This is a genomic window from 'Santalum album' aster yellows phytoplasma (genome assembly GCF_018283495.1).
In the GTDB taxonomy this organism is placed as follows: domain Bacteria; phylum Bacillota_I; class Bacilli_A; order Acholeplasmatales; family Acholeplasmataceae; genus Phytoplasma; species Phytoplasma asteris.
This window is the reverse complement of record NZ_JAGVSK010000005.1, coordinates 1-22,802: the sequence shown is the minus strand read 5'-3', so window position 1 is coordinate 22,802 and position 22,802 is coordinate 1. Positions and strand designations below refer to the sequence as shown.

Annotated in this window: 18 protein-coding genes, 1 other RNA gene and 1 pseudogene; 7 read left to right on the top strand and 13 right to left on the bottom strand. The window is 26.6% G+C overall.

Going from position 1 to position 22,802, the window contains the following annotated elements; translation table 11 throughout:
* Positions 1 to 81: 81 nt before the first annotated feature.
* The 6 genes from KE631_RS01525 to KE631_RS01500 form a co-directional block, all read right to left on the bottom strand.
* Complete coding sequence (locus KE631_RS01525; protein WP_212509115.1) at positions 82 to 2,028, bottom strand: NAD+ synthetase; 1,947 nt, start codon at positions 2,026 to 2,028, stop codon at positions 82 to 84.
* 404 nt (positions 2,029 to 2,432) lie between these two features.
* Entirely contained in the window at positions 2,433 to 3,134 is a 702-nt protein-coding gene (locus KE631_RS01520) for a hypothetical protein (RefSeq protein ID WP_212509114.1), read from the bottom strand.
* Between the two features lie 158 nt (positions 3,135 to 3,292).
* Positions 3,293 to 4,903, bottom strand: coding sequence for a chaperonin GroEL (gene groL, locus KE631_RS01515; protein ID WP_212509113.1), 1,611 nt, complete (start codon positions 4,901 to 4,903; stop codon positions 3,293 to 3,295).
* Positions 4,904 to 5,068: 165 nt separating this feature from the next.
* Positions 5,069 to 5,338: a GroES family chaperonin gene (locus tag KE631_RS01510; RefSeq protein ID WP_011160495.1), complete on the bottom strand. Its 270-nt coding sequence runs from the start codon at positions 5,336 to 5,338 to the stop codon at positions 5,069 to 5,071.
* Between the two features lie 247 nt (positions 5,339 to 5,585).
* Positions 5,586 to 6,299 carry a hypothetical protein gene (locus KE631_RS01505; RefSeq protein ID WP_212509112.1) on the bottom strand — a complete coding sequence of 238 codons (714 nt, stop codon included), beginning with the start codon at positions 6,297 to 6,299 and terminating at the stop codon, positions 5,586 to 5,588.
* Between the two features lie 1,279 nt (positions 6,300 to 7,578).
* Positions 7,579 to 7,770 (bottom strand): hypothetical protein, encoded by a 192-nt coding sequence (locus KE631_RS01500; RefSeq protein ID WP_212509111.1) that lies wholly within the window; start codon positions 7,768 to 7,770, stop codon positions 7,579 to 7,581.
* 547 nt (positions 7,771 to 8,317) lie between these two features.
* Between KE631_RS01500 and rpmB the strand changes: the two genes are divergently transcribed.
* The 6 genes from rpmB (at position 8,318) to KE631_RS01470 (ending at position 13,052) form a co-directional block, all read left to right on the top strand.
* A complete protein-coding gene (gene rpmB, locus KE631_RS01495) occupies positions 8,318 to 8,506 on the top strand; it encodes a 50S ribosomal protein L28 (protein ID WP_212509110.1) in 189 nt (62 codons plus the stop codon).
* 231 nt (positions 8,507 to 8,737) lie between these two features.
* Positions 8,738 to 9,019 (top strand): 50S ribosomal protein L31, encoded by a 282-nt coding sequence (gene rpmE / locus KE631_RS01490; protein WP_011160480.1) that lies wholly within the window; start codon positions 8,738 to 8,740, stop codon positions 9,017 to 9,019.
* Positions 9,020 to 9,136: 117 nt separating this feature from the next.
* The gene (locus KE631_RS01485; protein ID WP_212509109.1) at positions 9,137 to 9,766 is read left to right on the top strand and encodes a thymidine kinase; all 630 of its coding nucleotides are present in this window, start codon (positions 9,137 to 9,139) and stop codon (positions 9,764 to 9,766) included.
* Positions 9,767 to 9,824: 58 nt separating this feature from the next.
* Positions 9,825 to 10,310 (top strand): nucleoside deaminase, encoded by a 486-nt coding sequence (locus KE631_RS01480; protein ID WP_212509108.1) that lies wholly within the window; start codon positions 9,825 to 9,827, stop codon positions 10,308 to 10,310.
* 377 nt (positions 10,311 to 10,687) lie between these two features.
* A complete protein-coding gene (locus tag KE631_RS01475) occupies positions 10,688 to 11,908 on the top strand; it encodes a CCA tRNA nucleotidyltransferase (RefSeq protein ID WP_212509107.1) in 1,221 nt (406 codons plus the stop codon).
* A gap of 94 nt (positions 11,909 to 12,002) precedes the next feature.
* Positions 12,003 to 13,052, top strand: a complete 1,050-nt coding sequence (locus tag KE631_RS01470) for an HD domain-containing protein (RefSeq protein ID WP_249291105.1) — start codon at positions 12,003 to 12,005, stop codon at positions 13,050 to 13,052.
* Between the two features lie 107 nt (positions 13,053 to 13,159).
* Here KE631_RS01470 and KE631_RS01465 read toward each other — a convergent pair.
* The 6 genes and pseudogenes from KE631_RS01465 to KE631_RS01440 all read right to left on the bottom strand — a co-directional run bounded on the left by KE631_RS01465 (position 13,160) and on the right by KE631_RS01440 (position 19,707).
* A pseudogene (locus KE631_RS01465) lies at positions 13,160 to 13,768 on the bottom strand (ABC transporter ATP-binding protein).
* A 136-nt stretch (positions 13,769 to 13,904) separates the two neighbouring features.
* Positions 13,905 to 15,089: a hypothetical protein gene (locus KE631_RS01460; RefSeq protein WP_212509105.1), complete on the bottom strand. Its 1,185-nt coding sequence runs from the start codon at positions 15,087 to 15,089 to the stop codon at positions 13,905 to 13,907.
* Positions 15,090 to 15,516: 427 nt separating this feature from the next.
* Positions 15,517 to 16,611: a metal ABC transporter permease gene (locus KE631_RS01455; protein ID WP_212509104.1), complete on the bottom strand. Its 1,095-nt coding sequence runs from the start codon at positions 16,609 to 16,611 to the stop codon at positions 15,517 to 15,519.
* Positions 16,611 to 17,675, bottom strand: a complete 1,065-nt coding sequence (locus KE631_RS01450; RefSeq protein WP_212509103.1) for a metal ABC transporter permease — start codon at positions 17,673 to 17,675, stop codon at positions 16,611 to 16,613. Before KE631_RS01450 ends, KE631_RS01455 begins: the two co-directional genes overlap by 1 nt.
* Before the next feature lie 91 nt (positions 17,676 to 17,766).
* Positions 17,767 to 18,531, bottom strand: coding sequence for a metal ABC transporter ATP-binding protein (locus KE631_RS01445; RefSeq protein WP_212509102.1), 765 nt, complete (start codon positions 18,529 to 18,531; stop codon positions 17,767 to 17,769).
* Between the two features lie 30 nt (positions 18,532 to 18,561).
* Entirely contained in the window at positions 18,562 to 19,707 is a 1,146-nt protein-coding gene (locus KE631_RS01440) for a metal ABC transporter solute-binding protein, Zn/Mn family (protein WP_212509101.1), read from the bottom strand.
* A gap of 1,374 nt (positions 19,708 to 21,081) precedes the next feature.
* On the opposite strand from KE631_RS01440, the gene KE631_RS01435 reads away from it, so the two are divergent.
* Entirely contained in the window at positions 21,082 to 22,011 is a 930-nt protein-coding gene (locus KE631_RS01435; RefSeq protein WP_212509100.1) for a hypothetical protein, read from the top strand.
* A 286-nt stretch (positions 22,012 to 22,297) separates the two neighbouring features.
* Here KE631_RS01435 and rnpB read toward each other — a convergent pair.
* An RNA gene (gene rnpB, locus KE631_RS01430) (RNase P RNA component class B) lies at positions 22,298 to 22,669 on the bottom strand.
* Positions 22,670 to 22,802 lie beyond the last annotated feature (133 nt).

The following is a 22,802-nucleotide window of genomic DNA, read 5'->3' as shown; positions in this document are numbered from 1 at the left end:
TTATTTTGATGATATTTATTGATGTTTTGAGATTTGGGTGTTTTGGGATTTTATATTTTTAGAACTTTGATTTATTGCTTTTTATTCTTGTCTTTGTAGATAAATAGGAAGCAAAAATTCGTTTCTGGGCGAAAGACTATTTTCTAAAACTTTAGGACCTGGTGCCATATTTTGTCTTTTAAATTGATTTTGATAAAAAGTTTTTAGATATGAAACAACTAATTGATTGCTTTTTTCTGGACTTAAATCAAAGGCAATTTGCAAAAACCAAGCAATTTTAGTTTTGGTAAAACCTTTTTTAATGTGGCAACAAAGAATAAAATCTTCCATAATTAATTTTTGATTGATGTTTTCTTGCACTAATTTTTGATATAATTTTTTTAAGGCAGGTGTAATTTGTAAATAGTTTTTTTCTAAATGATAAAGTAATAATTCTTTGACTAAAACATTAGGAACGCCAGCATTGACATTATAAATGTGGTCGTAATGAATACGAGGATTGTTTTTTCCTAAAGCCATATCCGAAAAATTATTATTTTCTAACAACAAAAACTTTTGTGTTTGGGAAGCTAATTCCTTTAAAAAAACTTGATCTAGGTCTTTGGAACAAGAAGCAAGTTCGTTTGACAAAGTAGAAATGTTGTTAATATCGTTGAATAAAGTGGTTGTTTCGTTTGCTTCATTTATTTCATTTGTTGAGTTTGTGTCATTTGTGGCATCAGTTAGATTAGTTGTGTTAGTGGTGGCATCAGTTTTGTCAAGCCCCAAAAAGGCTAACAAATCTTTTTTCTTTAAAAAACTACTTTCACAAATGTGGCAAACTCCTTTGGTTTGTAAAAAATCTTTGAGGAGTTGATAATGAGTTTGGTTGGAAAAAAGAAGCGGATTTAGGATTACAATGAAATCTTCTAACGGTTTTTGCAACAAGGAAAAGCTTTGAAAAGCAACTACCAAAGTTAACAAATCATTAATATTTTCAGTAATTTCTACAATTATTTTGGCGTTTAAATTGCTAAGTTTAGTTTTAAGTGCTAATACTTGGATTTCATTTGCCAATTTTAAATGCGAAGCAACATTTGATTGAGGAATAAAAGGCGTTTGATTAATTGGTTTTTCAAAGTGATAATGGGGCGTTTCTTGGAGTTCAAAATAAGCTTTTAAAAAAGGATGTTGTTTTCCTATTCTTTGGTCACCATAAGTAGTATCAATTCTTCTTTGAAATTTAATTAAATCAACACAAACATCAACTACTAAACTTACATCTTGATTAAATAAATCTTTTTCGGCGACCATTTCGCCTAACAAAGCAGCCATTTTGTGATTAGAAAATAAATTATCAACAGTAGATTCAGTAATTCCGCTACTAGTGTAAAAATAGCCTCCAATTTGTTTGCGCGAATGATCAAGAACAGCATTTTTTCTTAAATCAAGTTTGCCTATGTGATCGGTTGAGGCAGAAGGATTAAAAATTAAATGAGCACCGTTTAAGGAAAGTAGATCACCAGGAGAAAAGACAGTCCATAAATCTTGACAAATTTCTACTCCAAAAATAAGATCAAATTGGGAATTAATAAATAAAACATCTCCAAAAGGAACTGTTTGACCCAAAATTTGGATGTATTGGGATTCGCAGGTTTTGCCTGATTGAAACCATCTTTTTTCGCTAAATTCTTTATAATTGGGAATAGTTTTTTTAGGGGTTATTCCTAATATTTTATCTTTTTGAATGATAACTGCTACATTAAATAAAACTTCATGCAAAGCAAGAGGCATGCCTAAAATATAGACTCCTTCAAAAGAATTATTTTTTAAAAGCCAATCTAGAGCTTGAAAATTTTGTTCTAAAAAAGTAGTTTCAAAAAAAAGATCTCCTGCTGTATAACTACTTAAACAAAGTTCAGGGAACAAAACAAAACTGGCTTTACTTTTGTTTAGAACATTTTGCATACTATAAGCATTTTTTAAGGGATTACCTACTGTTAAAGGAGGGCTTGCTAATTCAATTTTAATAGAACCGTTTTTGTACATTTTCTTTCATTTGCTTCCTTAGTTATTCATTATTTAATAATTAAAGATTAATATTTATGATAATTAATATTTTTATTAAGATAATTTATAATAATAACTATAATTTTTATTGTTTATATTTAAATAATTTAATAATTTTTTATGATGTTAAATAAATTGATAAATATTTAATTTATGGTTTGGGATGATAAAAAAAATAAAACCATTATATATATTATATAATTTTTTAATAATTTTCCCAAATAAAACCTTATAATTGATTCTTTTTTATTATTAATAATAATTTTTGATTATAATTGTATTTATAAAGATTATTTTATTGCTAAAAACTATTATTAATAATAAAGATAAATAAAAAAAACTAGGTTAAAAAACCTAGCTTTTTAAATAATGATTAAATAAGATTATTTATTTTTTTTGTTTTTTTTAACAAAGAAAAACACACCACCAGCAACGGCAGCAACAACTACAACAGCTACTAATGTTAAGAACCACACTGTTTTGTACAAAGGTTTTTGAACTACATTAAATTCAAAGGTAACGTTTCCTGAAACAGTAGTTTTACCATTTACAGCTTCAACAGTAACTTTATCAACATTGTTGTCTTTACTAACTGTGAAAGTTACGTCGTCTTTGGTTACAGTTGCAGGAACTTTAGCTCCAGCTTCTCTTAAAGCTTTTAAACCAGCTTCTGCATCTACTTTGTCATCTTTAACTGTAAGTGTAAGTTTTTTGTTTGTTCCTAAAGTTAATTTATTTAATTCACATACGCCTACTAAATCTAATAATTTTTCGCCTTTTAAAGCGCTTGTAGCTGAGATATCTACAGGTGTAACTTTTACTTGATTATTGATAACTTGTACTTTTACAGAATCTCTTGTTACTTTTTTATCCAATGAAGTGTTTTGAACTCTCCATTGAGTAACAACTTTGTCTGCATTAGATGCATCATTAGCAGTAAGTTCAAGAGGGGTGTCACATTTTAAAGTGGCTAAATCTAGTGGATCATCAGCAAAAACTTGAACGCCAACAAACATTAAAGCAACAGCAGCAAATAAAACTAAAACTTTAGCAACTAAAGATTTTTGAGTTTTTTGATTTTGCATTGTTTATTCTCCTTTCTTGCGTTATATAATTATATGGTTTGAGTTGTTTTCTAATAAAGAGTTAAAAGACAATCAAAACCTACTATTATTTTAACATGAAAAAAGGAAAAATGGGAAATAATAATTAAAAAAATAAAGCTTTATTAGTTATAAAAAAATTATTCTTGTGTTCCTAAATCAAAGTTATTATCTTTATTTTCTTTCAAACTTACCACAGCAGCCTCAGTTGTAATCATCAAAGCAGAGATAGAAGCAGCATTAAGAACAGCTTGACGAGTTACTTTAGTAGGGTCAATTATACCTTCTTTTAAGAGACAAACATACTTACCTTCTTTAGCATTAAACCCAAAATTTAAGGGTTGTAAAAGTTGTTGTTTTACTACATCTTCGCCTACAAATCCTGCATTATAAGCAATTTGATAAGTAGGTACTAAAAGACTTTGTACTACTACATCAATTCCTTGTTGTACTTCTTTATTATCAGATACCAAAGTATCTTTTAATTCTTGATAAACCTCAACTAAAGCTTTTCCACCACCAACTACAATTCCTTCAGTAATAGCAGCTTTAGTAGCATTAAGAGCATCTTCAATACGTAATTTTTTATCTTTTAATTCAGTATCAGTTGCAGCCCCAACTTTAATTAAGGCAACTCCTCCTGATAATTTAGCTAATCTTTCTTGCAAATTTTTAGTTTCATAATCAGAAGTAGCATTTTTAATTTGAGTTTTTAATACTTGAATACGTTTTTCTAATTCAGGACTTTTAGAATTACTTATCAAAGTAGTATTATCTTTTTTAATAATAGCTTTATTGATATTGCCTAAATCATCTATTTTTAAATCTGCTAATTTCATATTAAGTTCTTTAGAAACAAAATTAGCTTTTGTAAGTACTGCAATATCTTGTAACATTTCTTTTTGATTATCACCAAAACCAGGAGCATTAGTTACAACTACATTAAAAGTTCCTCTTAATTTATTAGCTACCAAAACCCCTAAAACTTCATTTTCCACAGCTTCAGCTACAATTAATAAAGGTCTAGATGCTTTTACTACTTCTTCCAAAATAGGTACAATTTCTTGCACAGTACTAATTTTATGATCAGTTACTAAAACTAACGCATTTTCTAACTGTACTGTCATACTTTCTCTATCAGAGACAAAATAAGGAGAAGCATATCCTTTATCGTACTGCAATCCTTCAACAACTTCTAATTCTGTTTCAAAACCTTTGGATTCATCAACATTAATAACTCCATCTTTTCCTACTTTTTGCATCGCTTGGGCAATGATTTTACCAATTTCTTGACTACCTGATGAAACAGCAGCCACATTTTGAATATCTTCTTGGGCGTCTACTTTTTTAGATTTAGCTAAAAGTTTTTTGGCAACTGTTAATGCAGCTAACTCAATTCCTTCTTTTACTAAAACAGGATTAGCTCCTGCATCAATTGCATCAAACCCACGATGAATCATACTTTGTGCCAAAACAGTTGCTGTAGTTGTTCCATCTCCTGCTTTATCGTTAGTTTTGGAAGCTACTTCATATACTAACTTTGATCCCATATTTTGATAAGGATTTTTTGATGCAATTTCTTTAGCAATAGAAACACCATCATTTACAATAGCAGGTGAATCATAGGCTTTTTCTAAAATAACATTACGTCCTTTAGGTCCTAAAGTCACTTTAACAGTATTTGCAATTGCATCTACTCCTTGTAATAAAGCTTTTCTTGCTTCTTTGCCATAAAGTATTTTTTTACTCATTTTATTACTCCTTAAATATTTTGATTATTGATTATTGATTATTATATCTTTATTTATTGATTTATTGATATTTAATTAATATTTATAATTTTAAAAAAAGTTTAAAATATTGTCTTTTTATTTATTAATACTTAGTTTATAATTATTTATCTTATCTATATTATCTTATTTAATTTGTGCCAAAATATCTTTTACAGCAACAATTAAATAATCTTTTTCTCCTAAAGTAACTTTGCTACCAGAATAGCTTTTATAAACTACTTCATCATCTTTTTTTAAACCTTCAACTTTGGAACCTACTCCAACAACAACCCCAACAGAGGATTTTTCTTTTTCTGATAAAGCCAAAATAATTCCGCTAGCTGTTTTAGTTTCTTCCATTTTCAATTTTAAAACAACATTGTCATGTAAAGGGATAATTGTTTTTTGTTTCATGATTAAACTCCTTTTAATTTAATAATTTATTATAGTAAATAAAATATTTTTGTAATGATTTAATTTTGGCACTAAATAATTTAAGTGCCAAAGCACTTTTATTATATCATAAGATTTAATAATTGGCAAGTATTAAAAAAAATAATTTGGTTTGGAGGATTCAAAAATTTATTTTATATTTTTGGTAAATATTATTAAATTTGTCTTATTGGGAATTGCAAAAAAAGTTTTTCATTTATGTTATTGTTTATTCATAAAAATAAGTTTGATAAATAATCTTTAATCTTGGATTAAGATAAATAACACAACCAAATAATAATAAATTACAAGTAATAACTGTTTCTAAATTAAGAACAAAAATAGTGATAAAGGAAGTTATTTCATTAGCAAAAAAGATATTATAATATGGATTATCTTTTAGAATATGTTTAATACTTGACAAATAACATAAATAACCATTTATAGCATAAGAACAAGCATGAATTAACATAATTATAATTAAAATACTTAATAAACGTATAATATTTTTTTTATTAATATTAAAATGACTTAAATCTTTACAATATAATAATCCTGTAAAAGACCAAGATAAAATAGGTATTAAAGTTTTTAAAAGATAATTAAGTATAAGAAAAGTTGATTGATTAATATTTTTTTTCCCAAGCGAAAAAATATCATAATTAGCTAAAATCCAAGAATGTCCCAAAGTAGTTACAAAGTCACAAAACACATAAATAAGAAGCATCCAAGAAGCTTTCTTAAATCCAAAGAAAAACCCTAAATAAAATAAAGGTACTAAAGCCAGATTAAAATAAGCTTTATAAGTTAAAGAAGACTTAAAATTAAATAGCCCCATTTGTTTAGAAAGATGAAATAATATAAGAGCTAAAGCAATTATATGAGCTGCTAGAATATATTTATGTACTTTCTTATTTTTCTTATTCTTATTAACATTACGCATATATTTATTCTAATTCCCTTCCAATATTGTTTTTATTATGAAAACAAAATATAAAAAATTTTTTTATACAACATGTTGTTTCCTTGAAGCAATATTTTAACTTAACTAAATAGTATTAAATAATAATTAGTGTCAATTAAAATATTTATAATTTATCAATTAATCAATTAGCTATTATTAAAGATTAGATAATAATTAATTTGATAATAAAAAAAATAGCCTTCAAAAACTACTCAAAAACAATTTTAATTAATAAATAATTAAAGATAATAATTTGATAATTTTTAAAAACTAATTTAATAAGGATAAAAAGGGTATTCCTATAATAAGGAACAATTTGTTCTTAAATTAAGGAATAATGATGTTCTTAAAATGAAGAACAATTAAGCAATACAAAAAAATGATACTAAAAGTAAATTATTTATTGTTCCCTTTTTCAAATATTAAATGTTTCCAAACATGCAAAACAAAATAATTGATGGATAACAAATAATAATTTAACCAGCTATATTATATAATATTTTTTTAAGGAATGAATCAATTATTTTTTTAAGGAATGAAAAAATTAAGATGCAAAAAAAGGGCGAAAAAGTGAAAAAAAGCGCGGCGCAATAATTATGATATTATAGTTTTTTTACTCAACTCTTATATGACAGTGTTGAGTTTTTTATATTATAAATTCAGATCTGATATACAAAAAGAGCTAGGATATGACGCCGAACTCTTTTTTTATTTTTTTCTACAAAAATAAAGTATGACACCGTTATGCCAATGAACCAACCCAAAGACAACTAACCAAAAGGTTAAAGTTCAATTATATTTGAACAAATTATAAGGGGTTCGTCAATATTCAGGGTTAATTATTTTTTGGGTTTTTGAGATTTATCATTGTTTTGCTGCTTTGGTTTTGGTGGATTTGGCTGAGAAAAACTATTTTTCGCTTGTTGGTTTTGAGTTTGATTTTTGTAATCCTTTTTGGGGTTTGAGGGTTTATCGTTGTTCTTCTTTTGCTTTTGTTATTGTGTCCCTTTATTTGGGTTTGGGTTGTTTGGGTTGTTCGGTCTGAACTGTTCCGTTTTTTGCATCAATTGTTAAAATATTAGATTTATTTTCTTCAGTTAAAATTTAGATCCACCAAAGGCTTTAACTCTCCTTTTATTGCTTCTAATTGTTCTTTGGATAAAACTATTTTGCCATCCTTAATTTCTTTAATTTGGCTTTCTGTTAAAGTAGTCAGTTGAAATTGTTCCTTTACTTGTTCAGCAACTCTTTGAGCTAATTAATTTGTCTTATTATTTCTTTGCTCTTGTGTTTTAGGTGATTTTATGTCTTTGTATAAATTAGGTTCTTTAACATCTTTAAAACTCAAATATCCTAACTTACTTACAACAATTACAAAAACTAACAACGAAAATAACATTGCAATTAAGGAACACACAAAGACAATCAATAAATTTTTTTTCTCAAACATAAATATCTCCTTAATAAAAATATGAATAATACAAATGTTAATAATGCAAATGAAATAGGAAAAAAATAATTAGGAATGAAAATAATAAATAAAATAAATAACAACAAATATAATAAACCCTAAGCAAAAACAAAATATACTAAAAAAATAAAATATTCATTCTTTACTAGGGGCAAATTATTGGAGTGTTTCATCTAAATATATATTATATTTTAATTGTAGCAAAAAATATAGCAAAAATCCAAGAAAAAACAAAGTGTTTATGTACAAACCAAATAAAGGCTTTAACTATTTTACTAAATTATCAAATAAATATACAAATATAATGGAGATGATGGGCAAAAAAGATAATAAACGTGCGCAAAATAACATAAAAACAATCAAATCAAATAATGTTGCAATTAAAATAAATCCCTATCCTAAATATAAAATTATCCCAAACCAAACAACTAACAATAAATTTATTTTTAACAAAAAAACATCACCCAAATAAACCCTTATTGTGATATAATAACTTATATATTGTAATTAACAAAGGAGAAAAGCAATGAGTAAATGTTATATCACTGGAAAAACCACCCTTTTTGGTAATCGTCGTAGCCACGCTATGAACGCAACTAAAAGAATTTGGAAAGCCAACTTACAAAACGTAAAAATTGTTGACGAAAACGGCAAGGTTCAAAAAGTAAAAATCTCTGCTAGGGCAATCAAAAAGCTCAAATTACAAAGAGCCTAAAAACTCTTTGCCTTCCTTTTCTTTCTTATTTTTTATATTTATATTTTATGATTTTTTCATAAAGATAAAGAAAGAAATAAGAAATCAAAAGTTCAAAAATCCCATCAAAAAGTTCAAATAATAAAAACCAAAAATTAAAAAATAATAAATAATAAATAATAAAACACAAACACATCGCATAACAAAATAAAAATAAATAAAATCAAAAAAATAATAAGGAGTCCTAAACACATGAAAGCAAATATTCACCCTCAATTTGAAACAGTGGAAGTTTCTTGTGCAACTTGTGGCAAACAACACCCAATTGGCACCACAGTTACTAGCATCAAAATAGAAACTTGTTCTAATTGCCACCCTTTTTACACTGGCGCACAAACTTTTGTAGTTAAAGCAGGGCCAGTTGACAAATTTAACAAACGTTATGGTATTACCCAAGACCAAAAAGTTAAAACAGTTTCTTCAAATGCTGATAACCAAAAAGAAACCACCGAAGAATTGATTAAAAATAAATAATAAATACTTAAAAAATAAAATAGCAAATCACCCTCCAAGTTCTTTTGGACCAACTATCACACCACAAAACCAAAAAAATTAATTCAAATTATCTTATTTATAAAGGAGTTCAAAAGAATGACCCAAAAAGAACAAGGGCAAGGGTTTATTGAAGTTGTTTGTGGACCAATGTTTGCAGGCAAAACAGAAGCATTAATTCAACGCAGTAATCAAGCATTAAAACTCAACAAAAAAATTTTATCCTTTAAACCGCAAATAGATGACCGTTATTCTGTTAAAGAAGAAATAGTTTCTCACAATCAAAACACTATTCCTGCTATTTTAATTGACAAAAGCAAAGACATTCTCCCGTTTATTACTCCCGAAATTAATGTTGTCATAATAGATGAAGCCCAATTTTTAGATAACGACATTGTCGCTATTGTAGATTATTTAGCTAACTGCAATATTGAAGTTATTATATCAGGTTTAGAACTTGATTTTTGCGGAAAACCATTCGGACCAATGCCTTATTTATTAGCAATTGCAGACACCGTTACTAAATTAACTTCAATTTGTGCTATCAGTGGCAAAAAAGCCAACCGCACTCAAAGATTAATTGACGGCAAACCTGCTCAAAGCAATGAACCTGTTGTTTTGGTAGGCGGAAAAGAATACCACGAACCTCGTTGTCGCAAACACCATTGTTTAGCAGATATTGACAAAACAAAAATTAACTGGCAAAACTTCACCAACCAATCTAAATAACTCCACTAAAATAATTCATCTCAATAATTCGTTTGGAATGTGGATTAATACTTAAAATATGGAAAATAACAACCAACAACATATTTTTTTTATGAAAGAAGCTTTAAAAGAAGCCCAAAAAGCCTACCTCAAAAAAGAAGTCCCCATCGGAGCTGTCGCTGTTTTAAACCAAAAAATAATTGCACGAGCTCACAATAACAGAAACACTAAAAAACTTTTTTTTGGACACGCTGAATTTTTAGCCCTCATGAAAGCAGGCAAAAAGATAAACAGCCGTTTTTTAAATGATGTATCTCTTTATGTCACTTTAGAACCTTGCTTAATGTGTACAGGAGCCATCATACAAGCAGGCATCAAAAACCTTTATTATGGCACAAGCATGGAAAAATCATATTCTTTTAATGATATGTCATCTATCCAAAATATGCCTTTTATGGATAAATTAAATATCCAATCAGGAATTTTAGCTCAAGAAAGCATGCAACTTTTACAAAAATTTTTTCAAGAACTAAGAATCAAAAAAAATAATTTACTATCCCGATAAAAACAACAAAAAAACAAAAAAAATAATTTCAGCAACCCAATAAAAACTCTTATCACAACCAAATTAGACCATCACAACCGATGGTCTTTTATTTTCAAAAAAACTAATTTGCCAATAATAAAATGTTGTTATTTTAAATATTGGCACATCCTAAATAATACACCCTACATTAAAATTACAAATAAATACTAATAAAAAATACTATATTGAACCACATTTACCAAAAAATAAATAATAAAACAAACTAAAAACAACCTTTAATATTTATATCTATTATCTATTTTACTTTTATCTTAACTATATTTATAATCAAAGGCAACCAACCAATCAAACACAACAAAATAAAAAAATTAGAAATATTGTTAAAAGCCCAAAATATGAAACATTCCAATCAACTAAAAACAGCTCAAAAAATAATTACTATCTTAAAAACAAACGGATTCGAAGCCTTTATTGTGGGTGGCACTGTCAGAGATTATTTACTCCAAATAAATGCTAACGAAGACATCGACATCACTACTAACGCCGCCCCCCAACAAATAAAACTCCTTTTATTCCCAGAAAAAACAACCCAAATAAAAATTAATTATGGTAGCTTTAAAATAACTTTTGAAAATTATCTTTTCGAAATTACTACTTACAGAAAAGAAGGCACTTACAAAGACTATCGCCACCCTAGTGAAATTTTTTTCACCAAAAACGTCCATCAAGACCTTTTAAGACGTGATTTTACTATTAACGCTCTTTTAATGGATGAAACTGGTAAAATATTTGATTTCACACCTGAAAAACAAGGAAAAAAAGATTTAAAGCAAGGTTTGATCCGCACCATAAAAGACCCTTTTATTAGATTCCAAGAAGATCCTTTAAGAATTTTAAGAGCTTTTTATTTTCAATCTAAACTAGGATTTTGCATAGAAAAAACTACCCAAAAAGCTATCATCCACAAAAACCATTTATTAGCTAAAATTTCTTCTCAAAGAATCTATGAACACATCGAAAAAATCATCACTCACAAAAACTGGCACCAAACTTTTAAAACTATGATAGAAACTAAAACCCATCTATTTTTACCCCAACTAAACCAAAGCATTCTTTGTTTAGCTTATCTACATGAAACTCAACTTAAATACATTCAAGCACACCACAAATTAAAAAGAAGAATTTTTTGGTCAATGTCGCTTTTACTCAACAACCAAATCCTTGCATCTTTTCCTTTTACCAAACAAAAGAAAAAAAGCTACCAAAACATTGCCTCTTTAAGTTTATATCTTTGGGAAAATATTACTTTTAATTTATTTAAACATGGATTAAAAAATTGTCTCCTAGCTAATCAAATTAATTATCTTTTGCAAAAAGAACCTTATGCAGCAGCCAAAATACAATATATTTATCAATATTTACCAATAAAAACAATTACTGAACTTAATTTTAGTTGGCAAGAAGTCTTAAAACAATTACCCCACAAACCCAAAGGAACATGGATTAAACATACACAAAAACAACTAATTACCAAAGTACTTAATAGAGAAATGCCCAACATTAAAGAACAATTAATTAATTTTGTACTTAGCCAAAATCAAATCCTAGATAAATAATAAATAAATAAAATAATGAATAAAAATAAAATGAACTAAATTATGTAATAACAAAATTATAAACATCAATTTATTTTTGTTTATAAATGTAATAATGCAAACTTACTATTTCCATTTACAAACACTTCCATCAACATATTTTTATCAATCCCAATCTAGACCAATAGGAAACAAACGTATGAAAAAAACCCAAACCAACATCTTACCCAAATATCAAAAAGGACAAATCAACTTTTTTACAGGCAAAGTAACAAGCATCAATCAAGGACTTCATTTTTATAATATCACCTTGCAATTACAAGACAAAAGCGACATCAACATCAAATTAGAACCTCAAACCAAACCACCTATCCAAGGAAAAATATATCATTTTAAAACTATTTGTCTTCTCAAAAATGAAGAACTTATTTTGATGAATCAAACATACAATTTAGCTTATAATGTATTAGATATGCAAACTTTGTATGAAATTTATTTAGCCTTTTATGAATGTGCTCCTATTTCTTTTGTAATAGTAAAAGACGAATTAGAAAACTATTTACATAAAATAAAAAACAAAGTCTTAAAACAAATTACTTACAATTTATATTGCAAAAACAAAAATAAATTTTTAATTTCCAAAGCAGCGTTAAAAATTCATCATAATTATTATGGCGGACTTGGTTATCATACTTTAACTATGTTAAAAATGGCAGAATCTCTTTTAAAAATTTATCCTTTTCTCAATAGTGATTTACTATTTGCAGGTACTATTTTACATGACATGGAAAAAATTAAAGAACTAGATTTAGAACAAAAAAACTATACTCCCAAAGGTTTGCTATTAGGTCATTTAGTCATGAGTGCTTGTGAAATAGAAAAAGAAGCCCAATTATTGGGTTTTCAAGATAAAGAAGAAGTATTATTATTAAAACATATGTTAATTTCTCATCATGGACTTTTAGAACATGGAGCTGCCAAAAGACCACAAATAGGAGAAGCTCTTTTACTTTGGTATTTAGATAATATTGATTGCAAATTAACATCTTTACAAGAATTTTTACAAAAAACCACCACCCAAACATTTACAAAACCCATCCCTGTTTTAGAAAGAAAAGGGTTTTATAAATCATTAGATTTAGATCAAAATAATGATGATGAATAATTTTGTTTTCTTAATTATAAAAAATAGTGAGTTTGAAAATGCATTTCATAATAAAAAAAGACCGTTTAAAAACGGTCTTTTTTGTTGTAATAATCATTATTTATTATCTATTTTATTTTTGTTATAATATGAAATATTAAAAGTTTTGTAATTAAATTATCCAAGTAAGAATTCTTGCAAAGTTTGCCAAGGCAACAAAACACAATTAATTTTACCTGGCAATTGATAAACTTGAGGTGTTCCAAAATCATTTTAGGATTTTTAATTAAAGCACGAGCAATACTTACTCTTTGTTTTTGTCCTCCTGAAAGTTGATTAGGATAGCGAGTTTCTAGACCGTCCAATTCTACTTGTTTTAATATTTGTTGCATTTTCCAATTATCTACTTGTTTTGATTGTAGTGCACAAACCATTTGAATATTTTCAAAAACTGTTAAATTATCTAATAAATTATATTCTGGGAAAACAAATCCTAAAAAATAATTGCGATAAGCATCTAGTTCGAATGAAGCAAATTCATTAATGTTTCATCCTAAAACTGTAATATTTCCCTTAGTGGGTTTGTCAAGCCCTCCTATGAGATTCAATAAAGTAGACTTACCAGAACCTGATTTACCAATAATAAAAACTAATCCTTTTTGAGGCAATTGAAAAGAAACATTTTCAAGGACTTCTGTATTTTGAAATTTTTTAAATAAATGGTTAATTTTTAACATAAAAATTAATCTCCTTTTTATTTCGTATAAAATTGAAATAAAAACACTAATAATGTAATATTTAAGAAATAATAATAGCAAATGATGTAAAATAAATTATTGTTTTTGCTTATTTATTATTTAAGAATAAAAAAGTTTATTTTGTTTTATTTAAGGTAACTTTTTTACTTATTTGTGGTTTTTTAATTTGATTTTTTATAATTTTTTTAATTATAAACCAGTAAAGAAATGCAATAACTAAAGCGGTAAAAGCAACAGCAGCGGTAATAACTTGAAATATGTGGCCTTTAACTGCATCTGTAGCTTTTTGAGGAACATCTTTTTTAGCTTGTTCTACTTTATTTTGAACTTGTTCCTCAGCTTTATTGCTTATATATTGAGCTAATCTGTTTGTTAAATTATAAGCTATTGTTTGAACATCATTACTTTTTTCTCCTAAACACCAACCAAGCAATTTAGTTGCAAATTTATGATTATTTAGAAAATTTTTAATAGAAGGTATTTCTTCTTGTGAATTTAAATCAGAAGGTGTAGGAGTGACATCAGCATTAGCAGAAGGCCAAAAATTATTAATTTTATCTTTAATAGATGCCCAAAGACTTTTTCCTTGTACATCATCATTTATATTTTGTAATTTATTACAATCTTCTTTTACTTGTTGAACTTTTTGTAAATTATCCAACGCAGTTTTATAAGCTTCTTTTAAGGGTTGAGGAGTTTGATTATCCACAAAAGGAAAAAAACTTATAAAAGAGCGCCACCCAGTTGGAGAAGGTTTTAATAAATTGGAAGCTTCTTGAAACTTATTTTCTTTTAAATTGTCTTCTACTTCTTTATATTGTTGTTCCGCTTTTTTATATGCTTCATCAGATTCTAACATATTTTTTAATGTTTCGTCTTGTTGAGTTAATTCTTTAATTTTTTCTTTTTTTTCTTCAATGGCAGTTATTTCTTCTTTGATTTGGTTTAATAATTGTGTGTCAATATTTTCAGGAGATTTGGTTCCTGGCAATATATTATAAATAGCTGTTCTAACTTCTTTGACTTTATTCCAAAACCAAGAATCAGAACATTTTTTTTGTTCTTCTTGCTTTTCTTCGTTTGGTTTATTTAATTGATTATCTTTTGCATTTTTTTGATCTTTATTATTCCCCTTATTTGAACTTTCTTCTTTCTGTGCATAAACAAAATTATTATTAAAATAAGGATTTTTCTTCTTAAAAAAACTAAAACTACAAACATTAAAAACTATAAAAATAAAAAAATTAACTAAATTTAATATTAATGCTAAACATAATATTTTTTTACCTATAAATTTCATCGTTTTACTCCTTAGTTTTATAGAACATTTAAGTATTACATTAAATGTTATGATAAGATATTTTATTGTCATTATAATTTATTTTAGTTTTTTCTAAGTTAAACAAATAAATTAATTTTTTTGATAATTATGGTTTTTCGGTGCAAAGTTAAAAATAATTCATGATGTTTTTGGTGATAATAAAGTGTTGATATAAAATAGGAAAGTGTTGTTCCTAATTTCTATATACTTATAAATGCTACCTTATTTATTATAACTTAATTTTATAAAACAAAAGCAAATTTGTGATGTTGGTAAGCTAAAAAAATACCTTAGCAAAGGGTTAATTTTTTTTATTTAAGTGTTTTAAAATTCTTTCAATATGATAAAACTCATTATAAATATGATAAAGCCCACTTTATTGAAGTTGTTTGTTGGGTGTAGGTTTTTATATCCAAAGAGCAATTTTTTCTTCTAAAATATAGTTTCCTGAATCATTTAGTATTACTTGATTTTGCTTTATTTGAATATAGCCTTTTTTTAAAGCATTATTAAGACATTTATTATAACGAGATAAAGACCATTTTAGATCTTTATAAATCTCTTGAAAATGGTTTTTTTGTAATTGATCTTGATGATTTTTGAGATGCATTAGTAAAGAAATAATCATAAATTCTTTTTTTTGCAAATTATTTTTAATCATTTTGGCAACAATTCCAGTTTTAGGGGCTAAGAAGAAAAAGAGCAAAAAGTTCACTAAATTCATAAAAGCAATTAATCCTGATACTGGTAAATTAAGTCCAATTGCCAAATAATAACCAAGACTAGAATTCACAAATGCAAGCCATAAAGAAAGCAAAAAGCTATTATATAGATTCTTAGTAACTAAAAGAGATGTAACAGCAGGTCCAATCATACAAGAAATTACCATAATAGAACCAACTACATCAAAAGAAATAACAGCTGTCATAGAAACTAAAAACATCAATAAATAATTAAATAAATTAGTTGAAAATCCGAGGATTACAGCAAGAGTAGGGTCGAAAATATAGATTTTTAATTCTTTATAAAAGAAAAGCACAAACAACAAATTAAGACATAAAAGAGGAATAATTTTTTTGAGTTGTTTAATGTGGGTAAGTTCAATATTGCCTAAAAAAACAGCATCAGTATCTAAATGTTCGTGTCTTGTATAAAGACTTATCAAAATAATTGCTACCGAAAAGAAAAAAGTAAACACAATCCCAATAGAAGCATCTTTGGTAACTTTAGAATGTTTGCCTAAAAGTTCTACCATATAAGATGTAAGCACACCTACTAAAGCAGCTCCCATAATTAAAAGAGGGGAATTAAGATTTTTAACTACTAAAAAAGCTACAACTATTCCTAATAAAACACTATGACTCATAGCATCAACTACCATAGAAGACTTTTTCAATACTAAAAAAACTCCTAAACTAGCCAAAGTCAAAGAACAAAATAAAATAACTAAAAAAACATCTAGTTCAAAGCCACCAACAACATTATTTATAAAACTTATCATTAAACAATACCATCAATTAAATTTTCAACTAATTTAATTCCTTTAGGTGTTAATTGGGCTTTTTGATTTTGTAACATTAAATATTTTTCCTTCCATAAAAAACTTTCTATTTGAATTATTGGCAAACTCAAAGTATGAGTTTCTTCTTGTTCGTAATAAAGATGAATAAGTTGACGAAATTTTTTAATCTTTTTTTGATATTTAATTTTTTGCACATATCTACTAATAACTCCATATTTAGGAGAAAATAGCAAGGACAAAGCAATAAATAAAGTAGTAATAACAATAATAATTGGTCCTGTTGGCATATCTTGTACACTATTGCTTATAAAAACTCCAATTAAACTAGAAAAGGAAGTAACAATGGAAGCAACAATAACATTAGTAACAAATCTATCACTAAATTGACGAGCAATTACTCCTGGCATAATTAAAAAGGCACTTGTCAAAATAATACCAATAATTTTTAAACTAATAACTACTACTCCAATTAATAAGAAATTAAGAATAAAAGTCATAATTTTAGTGTTAAATCCTACACTTTGGGCAAACTTATCATCAAAAATATAAATTTTGAATTCTTTCCACAAGCCAACTACCACAACTAAAGTAATTAAAGCCATAATGCCAGTAGAAATCATATCTAGTTCAGTTACTAAAGCAATTTGCCCTAAGATAAATTTTTCCAAAGTAGCTATTTTGTTATCCTCACCAGTATTTTGAGCAATGGCAATCAAAACGTTGCCAAGACCAAAAAAAGAAGCAAGCACTAACGATAAGACTGTATCTGATTTAATTTTGGAATATTTTTTAATAAGTTCCATCAAAAGCAAAGTAACAAACGAGGCAAGAATAGCACCCAGCCACAAAACCCAAATATCTGTACTACGAGCAAAAAAATAAACTAAGGCAATTCCTGGCAAAGCGGTATGAGAAAGAGCATCTCCAATTAAGGCTTGTTTTTTCAGGATAATAAAAACACCTAAAATACCTGATGTAAATCCTAAAAAACTAGCTGCTAAAAGCACTTTAACAACAGTATAATTAAATTCTAAAGCAAACATATTTCATCCTTTCTTATTTATTGGTTATTTTATTATATGATTATTTATTTTAATCATTTATATTTAATTTGATTATTTATTTTGGTTCTTTTTATTTAGTTGTTTTGGGGGTTTGCAAATTATGGATGTCTTTTTTTAATTGTTTATTTTGAAAAGTTTTAGTTAAATTAGTTTGGTTAAAAACTTCATCCGTAGTACCACTTGCAATTTTTTGTACGTTTACCAAAACTACATGATCAAAATATTGAGTCACTGTTTCTAAATCATGGTGCACTACAATAATGGTTTTATTTTCTTTTTGCAAATCTTTTAAAACTTGGATAATTTTTTTTTCTGTTTGGATATCAACTCCTTGAAAAGGCTCGTCCATAAAATAAATATCTCCTTGTTGAGCTAAGGCACGAGCTAAAAAAATTCTTTGTTGTTGTCCACCTGAAAGTTCAGATATTTGACGGTCCTTAAGGTCTTGCATTCCTGTTTTTTCCAAAGATTGCATTACTATTTCTTTATCTTTAGCAGTTGGTTTTTTAAACCATCCTAAATGTCCGTAGCGGCCCATCAAAACAACATCAAACACAGTAGTTGGAAAATCCCAATCAACTGAATTTCTTTGTGGCACGTAGGAAATTTTTTTTCTTACTTGTCCATATTTTTGATTATAAAATAAAACTTCTCCAGAAACTTTGGGAATCAATTCTAAAATAGTTTTAATTAAAGTAGATTTTCCAGCACCATTAGGACCCAAAATAGCTGTCAAAGAGCTTTGATAAATATCTAAATCAATATCCCACAAAACTGGTTTTAGATGATAAGCTACAGTTAGATCTCTAATTTTAATGGCTATTTTTTTTTTCATTATAATCTCCTTATTTCTTTGTTATTGTTGTTATTGTTTTAATTCTTTTTCTATTGTATGAATGTTGTGTAATAAAGCTCCAATATAGGTGGAATGTTTGTATTTTGTTGGTTTGGAATTCCCGTCTTTATCTTTGTCGGCTTCAAATTCTATTGGCTCTTCGCTTTCTGAACCCAAAGCATCAGCGTATAATTCTTCATCACTTTTTTTAATATTATGACCTTTACTTTTTACAGATTCTTTAATAGAATCAAGCGTTCCTTCTGGAAAAGCACTTTCTACAAAAATAGCTTTTACTTGGTTTGCAACCAGTTTATTAGCTAATTCTTCAATATCGCTGATACTGGCTTCTGTTTGAGTAGAAATTCCTTGAATTGGACTTAATTCAAAATCATATTTTCTAGCTAAATAAGAAAAAGCATCATGGGCAGTAACTAAAATAAATGTTTTGCCTTGAGAAGAAAATTGTCCTTTTAATTCGTTAAATGTCTTGCCTACATATGTATCTAATAATTTTAATTTTCGTGCATATTTGTCGCAATTATTTTCTAAATTAGCAATATCCCTTTGGATAAAACGTAGGTCTTTCCCCAATACTGTTTTTAATTTGTATTTTAATTGTTTTAAAACTTTAATCCAAAGATCTATATCAAACCAAATATGAGGATCTGGTCCATGAGTATCTTCATCTCGCTTAATATTTTCTTCTTTAATGTGTTCCTCCTCTTTACCTTCTTGATTTATAACTTTGGTATGCGTTTCATCTAACTGCACTGCGGTAAAGGAATTATTCGTTAAAAGCGGGAAGGCTTCTGCCATTTTAGCTTCCAAATGCAGTCCATTAATCACAACTAAATCAGCTTCTTTAATTTTTTTGCGATCTGATAATTTGGTTTTGTAATTGTGCGGATCAATTCCTACTCCCATCAAAGAATCAACTTGAATACCTTCAATTTTTTGATATTCGTTTTGTTCTTCTTCTGCCACATCACCAACTAAATGCCTGACTAAATCTTTTAACATGGTAGTAGTCGTTACTATTTGTAAATCTTTTGAAGCAGTTTTGGCATTATTGGTTTTTGTCAAAGATAAAAAAGGAATAGACAAAATCAGCGTTGTTATTGTTGCCAAAAGAAAAATGATTATTTTTTGTTTGTGTTTAATAAAAAAATCCATAATTATGGTCTCCTTTTGCCTTTCTGAATTGATTTAAAATGATCTAAAATGGAACTATTTTGTGAGGTAAAAAACGATGTTATAAAAAATATCTAATGATATGCAATTATAAATTAGTGGTTTTGGAATTTCTTTGTAAAATCCATCATTAAAAATTTCAATTTTGATACAGTTATGGCTATACATTTGTAATAAAGTAGCAAAAATATTTAATTATAATGAGGGCTAATTTGTTATTTGGGGGGTGGTTTGGGTTAATTTTAGTAATAAAATGTTTTTATTTTATATTTTAAAATAAGTTTATTACTTATAATTTCATTTTTTAAAATGTGTTTCATATTTACATTATAAAAAAACTAAAACTTTAAAGATATTTATTATATCTTAATATAAATTAATGCAAAATATTATGCAAGTGTTTTTGAAATGGTTTTGTAATAACTCGTATAAATGACCCTGAATAAATATAAAAAAAGGGGGGTACAAAAACTAAATTAAGGTGTTAAGGGAAATGTTGCAAATATAATAATTTAGTGCCAAAGTTATTAAAAAAAGATACAAATATGGCTTTAGGGTGCAAAATTGATAAAACTTACAATAATTAACAAAATCTAAATTACAATTAACGCTAATTTGTTGTTGGTGGTGTTTGTTGCGAAAAATGATAAAATTATGGCTAAGAATTAAATAAAAGAGGCTATTAACACAATAATAAACTTAGAAAATATGCTTATTATTTTCCAAAACATTGCAAACATATTATAAAAATAATTTAATTAATGATTAAATATATTGGGGATTATATAAATTATTATACAAATAAGATTTTATTTTGTGAAAATCAATTGCAAAAAAATAATTTTTGGGTTTGAGTTTGAAAGCAATTGCAAAATAGAAATATATCCATTATGTAAATTGTATATAATTAAAAATAAAGAATAAATATAGTTAATTTATTATCTTGTTTGTTTTGCTAATATGTGATTTGTGAAAAATTAACAAAATTAATAAAATTAGAAATAAATAATTTATAAAGTTAGTAGTTGCTTTTGAATATTTTAAATCTAAGATAAGTAAGAGTTTAGAAATTAAGAGTCAAAATATTTAAATAATTATATTTATATTATAATATAAAATTGTTAAAATTAAACATAAAAAAACAAAAAAATAACTTTTGGCACAATATTTTAATTCAAATTTTTTTATTTGGGGGGCGTAAAATAAAATTAAAGGATGCAAAGTTGTTGAAAAAGGCACAATAATAAAATGTGATAAATACAAATGTTGCACAAAAAATATAATTATACTGTAATATTTTAATGGGGTTATTTTTGAAACCCTTTAATATTTATAGAAAAGTAAAATATTTGTAATATGCAAATCCAAAGCAAAGCAATTATGCGTTTGTTTCCCAAATACTTTACTTTAATTTTATTCATGATTTTATTGGGCATACATTTTTGCAATCAAATTAGTATTTATGCTGGAAAACCACAACAACTAGAAAACATCCAAGAAAAGGAAAATGGAGTAGGGGTTGAAAAAAATGCAAATAACACACAACAAAAACCCCAAATAATAAATAATCTGCCTTTAAAAAATTTAAAGAATCCCAAAAATTTCGAACAATTATTTCCCCTAAAAAAAAGAACAATCAATGATTTTAGTTATTATAAACAAAATAATCAATTAACCAAAGAAGATATTATAATTGCTTTAAATGGCATACTTAAAGAAATAAATAAAGAATCAAACATCCAAATACAAAGCGATGATTTTGAAATAGCAAGCGAACATTTAGAAGAAAAATATGAATCGGAAGAAATGCAATGGCAAGGCAGTTTTCAAATTGAAGATATATTGGGAAATAAAATAGAATTTAATTTTACTAAAAAAACGATAAACTTGGAGGACATTATTACAAATGCCCATTTAGGAACAATACAAATAACACCTAATATTACTGATGAACAAAGAAAGCAATTAATATGTGAATCTATTTGGCAAAAAAATCCTCAACTTCAAAATAAATTTTTACCTAAAGATTTTCAATTTAGCAAAAACAAAGATGGCAGTAATAATTTTTGTAAAATAGAATACGATTTAGCAAAAGAAGACCAATATCACGAATATGAAAGCGAAATGGAACTAGAAATTAACTATCAACAAGAAACAAATGCAGCTTCAACAACTAAAACTACTACAACAAATTCAATAATTTTTTATACAATTATAATAATTATAACTGGTCTAATAGTTGCTTTTTTACTAATTTTAATTTATAAAATCAAACATCAAAAATAAATAAATTGCTATCTTTACTTATTTAATATCTTTTAAGAAATATCACAATATGAAAAGCATAAAGACAATGAAAGCCAAACTTTACAGTTTGGCTTTTTTGTTTATAAAGGGGGAACAAATAATTTTTAAATTACTTAAAAACAAATAAAATACAATAATTATAAATAAATAATATAAATAACATTAATTATAATTCTTGCCAAAATATAGATATACCAAATAATAAATATAATAGCAAGCAAATAATCTTTATTGATTTTTAAATAATTTAATAAAAAAGGTCAATGTGCATAAGCCATGTTCTGTTCTTGTTAAACAAGTGTGGCTATTTATCTTCTACTAATAAGTAGTGCAAAACTAATTTCATTTAATCGCTTTGCATGCCCCTACCATTATTTTGGGTTGTTAGCTTGAGGGGTTTATCGCGTTTCACTTAATTATTTCTAATTAACTCGTCTCTGTGACACTTTCAGTTTTTATCTCATAGATTAAAATAATGTAATTATTGCAATCCTTAGAGCTAAAAAACGCCGTTACTTTTTACAGTACTCTAAGTTATTAATTCCTTAGACACAAACACTACATGCAATCGCAGCATGTGCTAACATGGACTTTCCTAAGCTTAAAATACTTATTTTAAACCTCAGCCACTTCCATTGACCTCTTTTATTGTATCAAACATTAAAGTAAAATGCAATCTTTAAATTATGTTTGTAGATATTTTATTAATTTTATTTAACAATCCACAATATTTTACATCCTTTGTAAACAAGTAGGACAATATTTAGGAA

Bases quoted from the DNA above. Each gene is read 5' to 3' on its own strand.
- KE631_RS01450 (WP_212509103.1), bottom strand. From the start codon at position 17,675: ATGTTTGCTTTAGAATTTAATTATACTGTTGTTAAAGTGCTTTTAGCA.
- KE631_RS01500 (WP_212509111.1), bottom strand. From the start codon at position 7,770: ATGTTTGAGAAAAAAAATTTATTGATTGTCTTTGTGTGTTCCTTAATT.
- KE631_RS01510 (WP_011160495.1), bottom strand. From the start codon at position 5,338: ATGAAACAAAAAACAATTATCCCTTTACATGACAATGTTGTTTTAAAA.
- groL (WP_212509113.1), bottom strand. From the start codon at position 4,903: ATGAGTAAAAAAATACTTTATGGCAAAGAAGCAAGAAAAGCTTTATTA.
- KE631_RS01475 (WP_212509107.1), top strand. From the start codon at position 10,688: ATGAAACATTCCAATCAACTAAAAACAGCTCAAAAAATAATTACTATC.
- KE631_RS01440 (WP_212509101.1), bottom strand. From the start codon at position 19,707: ATGGATTTTTTTATTAAACACAAACAAAAAATAATCATTTTTCTTTTG.
- KE631_RS01520 (WP_212509114.1), bottom strand. From the start codon at position 3,134: ATGCAAAATCAAAAAACTCAAAAATCTTTAGTTGCTAAAGTTTTAGTT.
- rpmB (WP_212509110.1), top strand. From the start codon at position 8,318: ATGAGTAAATGTTATATCACTGGAAAAACCACCCTTTTTGGTAATCGT.
- KE631_RS01445 (WP_212509102.1), bottom strand. From the start codon at position 18,531: ATGAAAAAAAAAATAGCCATTAAAATTAGAGATCTAACTGTAGCTTAT.
- KE631_RS01470 (WP_249291105.1), top strand. From the start codon at position 12,003: ATGCAAACTTACTATTTCCATTTACAAACACTTCCATCAACATATTTT.
- rpmE (WP_011160480.1), top strand. From the start codon at position 8,738: ATGAAAGCAAATATTCACCCTCAATTTGAAACAGTGGAAGTTTCTTGT.
- KE631_RS01455 (WP_212509104.1), bottom strand. From the start codon at position 16,611: ATGATAAGTTTTATAAATAATGTTGTTGGTGGCTTTGAACTAGATGTT.
- KE631_RS01485 (WP_212509109.1), top strand. From the start codon at position 9,137: ATGACCCAAAAAGAACAAGGGCAAGGGTTTATTGAAGTTGTTTGTGGA.
- KE631_RS01525 (WP_212509115.1), bottom strand. From the start codon at position 2,028: ATGTACAAAAACGGTTCTATTAAAATTGAATTAGCAAGCCCTCCTTTA.
- KE631_RS01435 (WP_212509100.1), top strand. From the start codon at position 21,082: ATGCAAATCCAAAGCAAAGCAATTATGCGTTTGTTTCCCAAATACTTT.
- KE631_RS01505 (WP_212509112.1), bottom strand. From the start codon at position 6,299: ATGCGTAATGTTAATAAGAATAAGAAAAATAAGAAAGTACATAAATAT.
- KE631_RS01460 (WP_212509105.1), bottom strand. From the start codon at position 15,089: ATGAAATTTATAGGTAAAAAAATATTATGTTTAGCATTAATATTAAAT.
- KE631_RS01480 (WP_212509108.1), top strand. From the start codon at position 9,825: ATGGAAAATAACAACCAACAACATATTTTTTTTATGAAAGAAGCTTTA.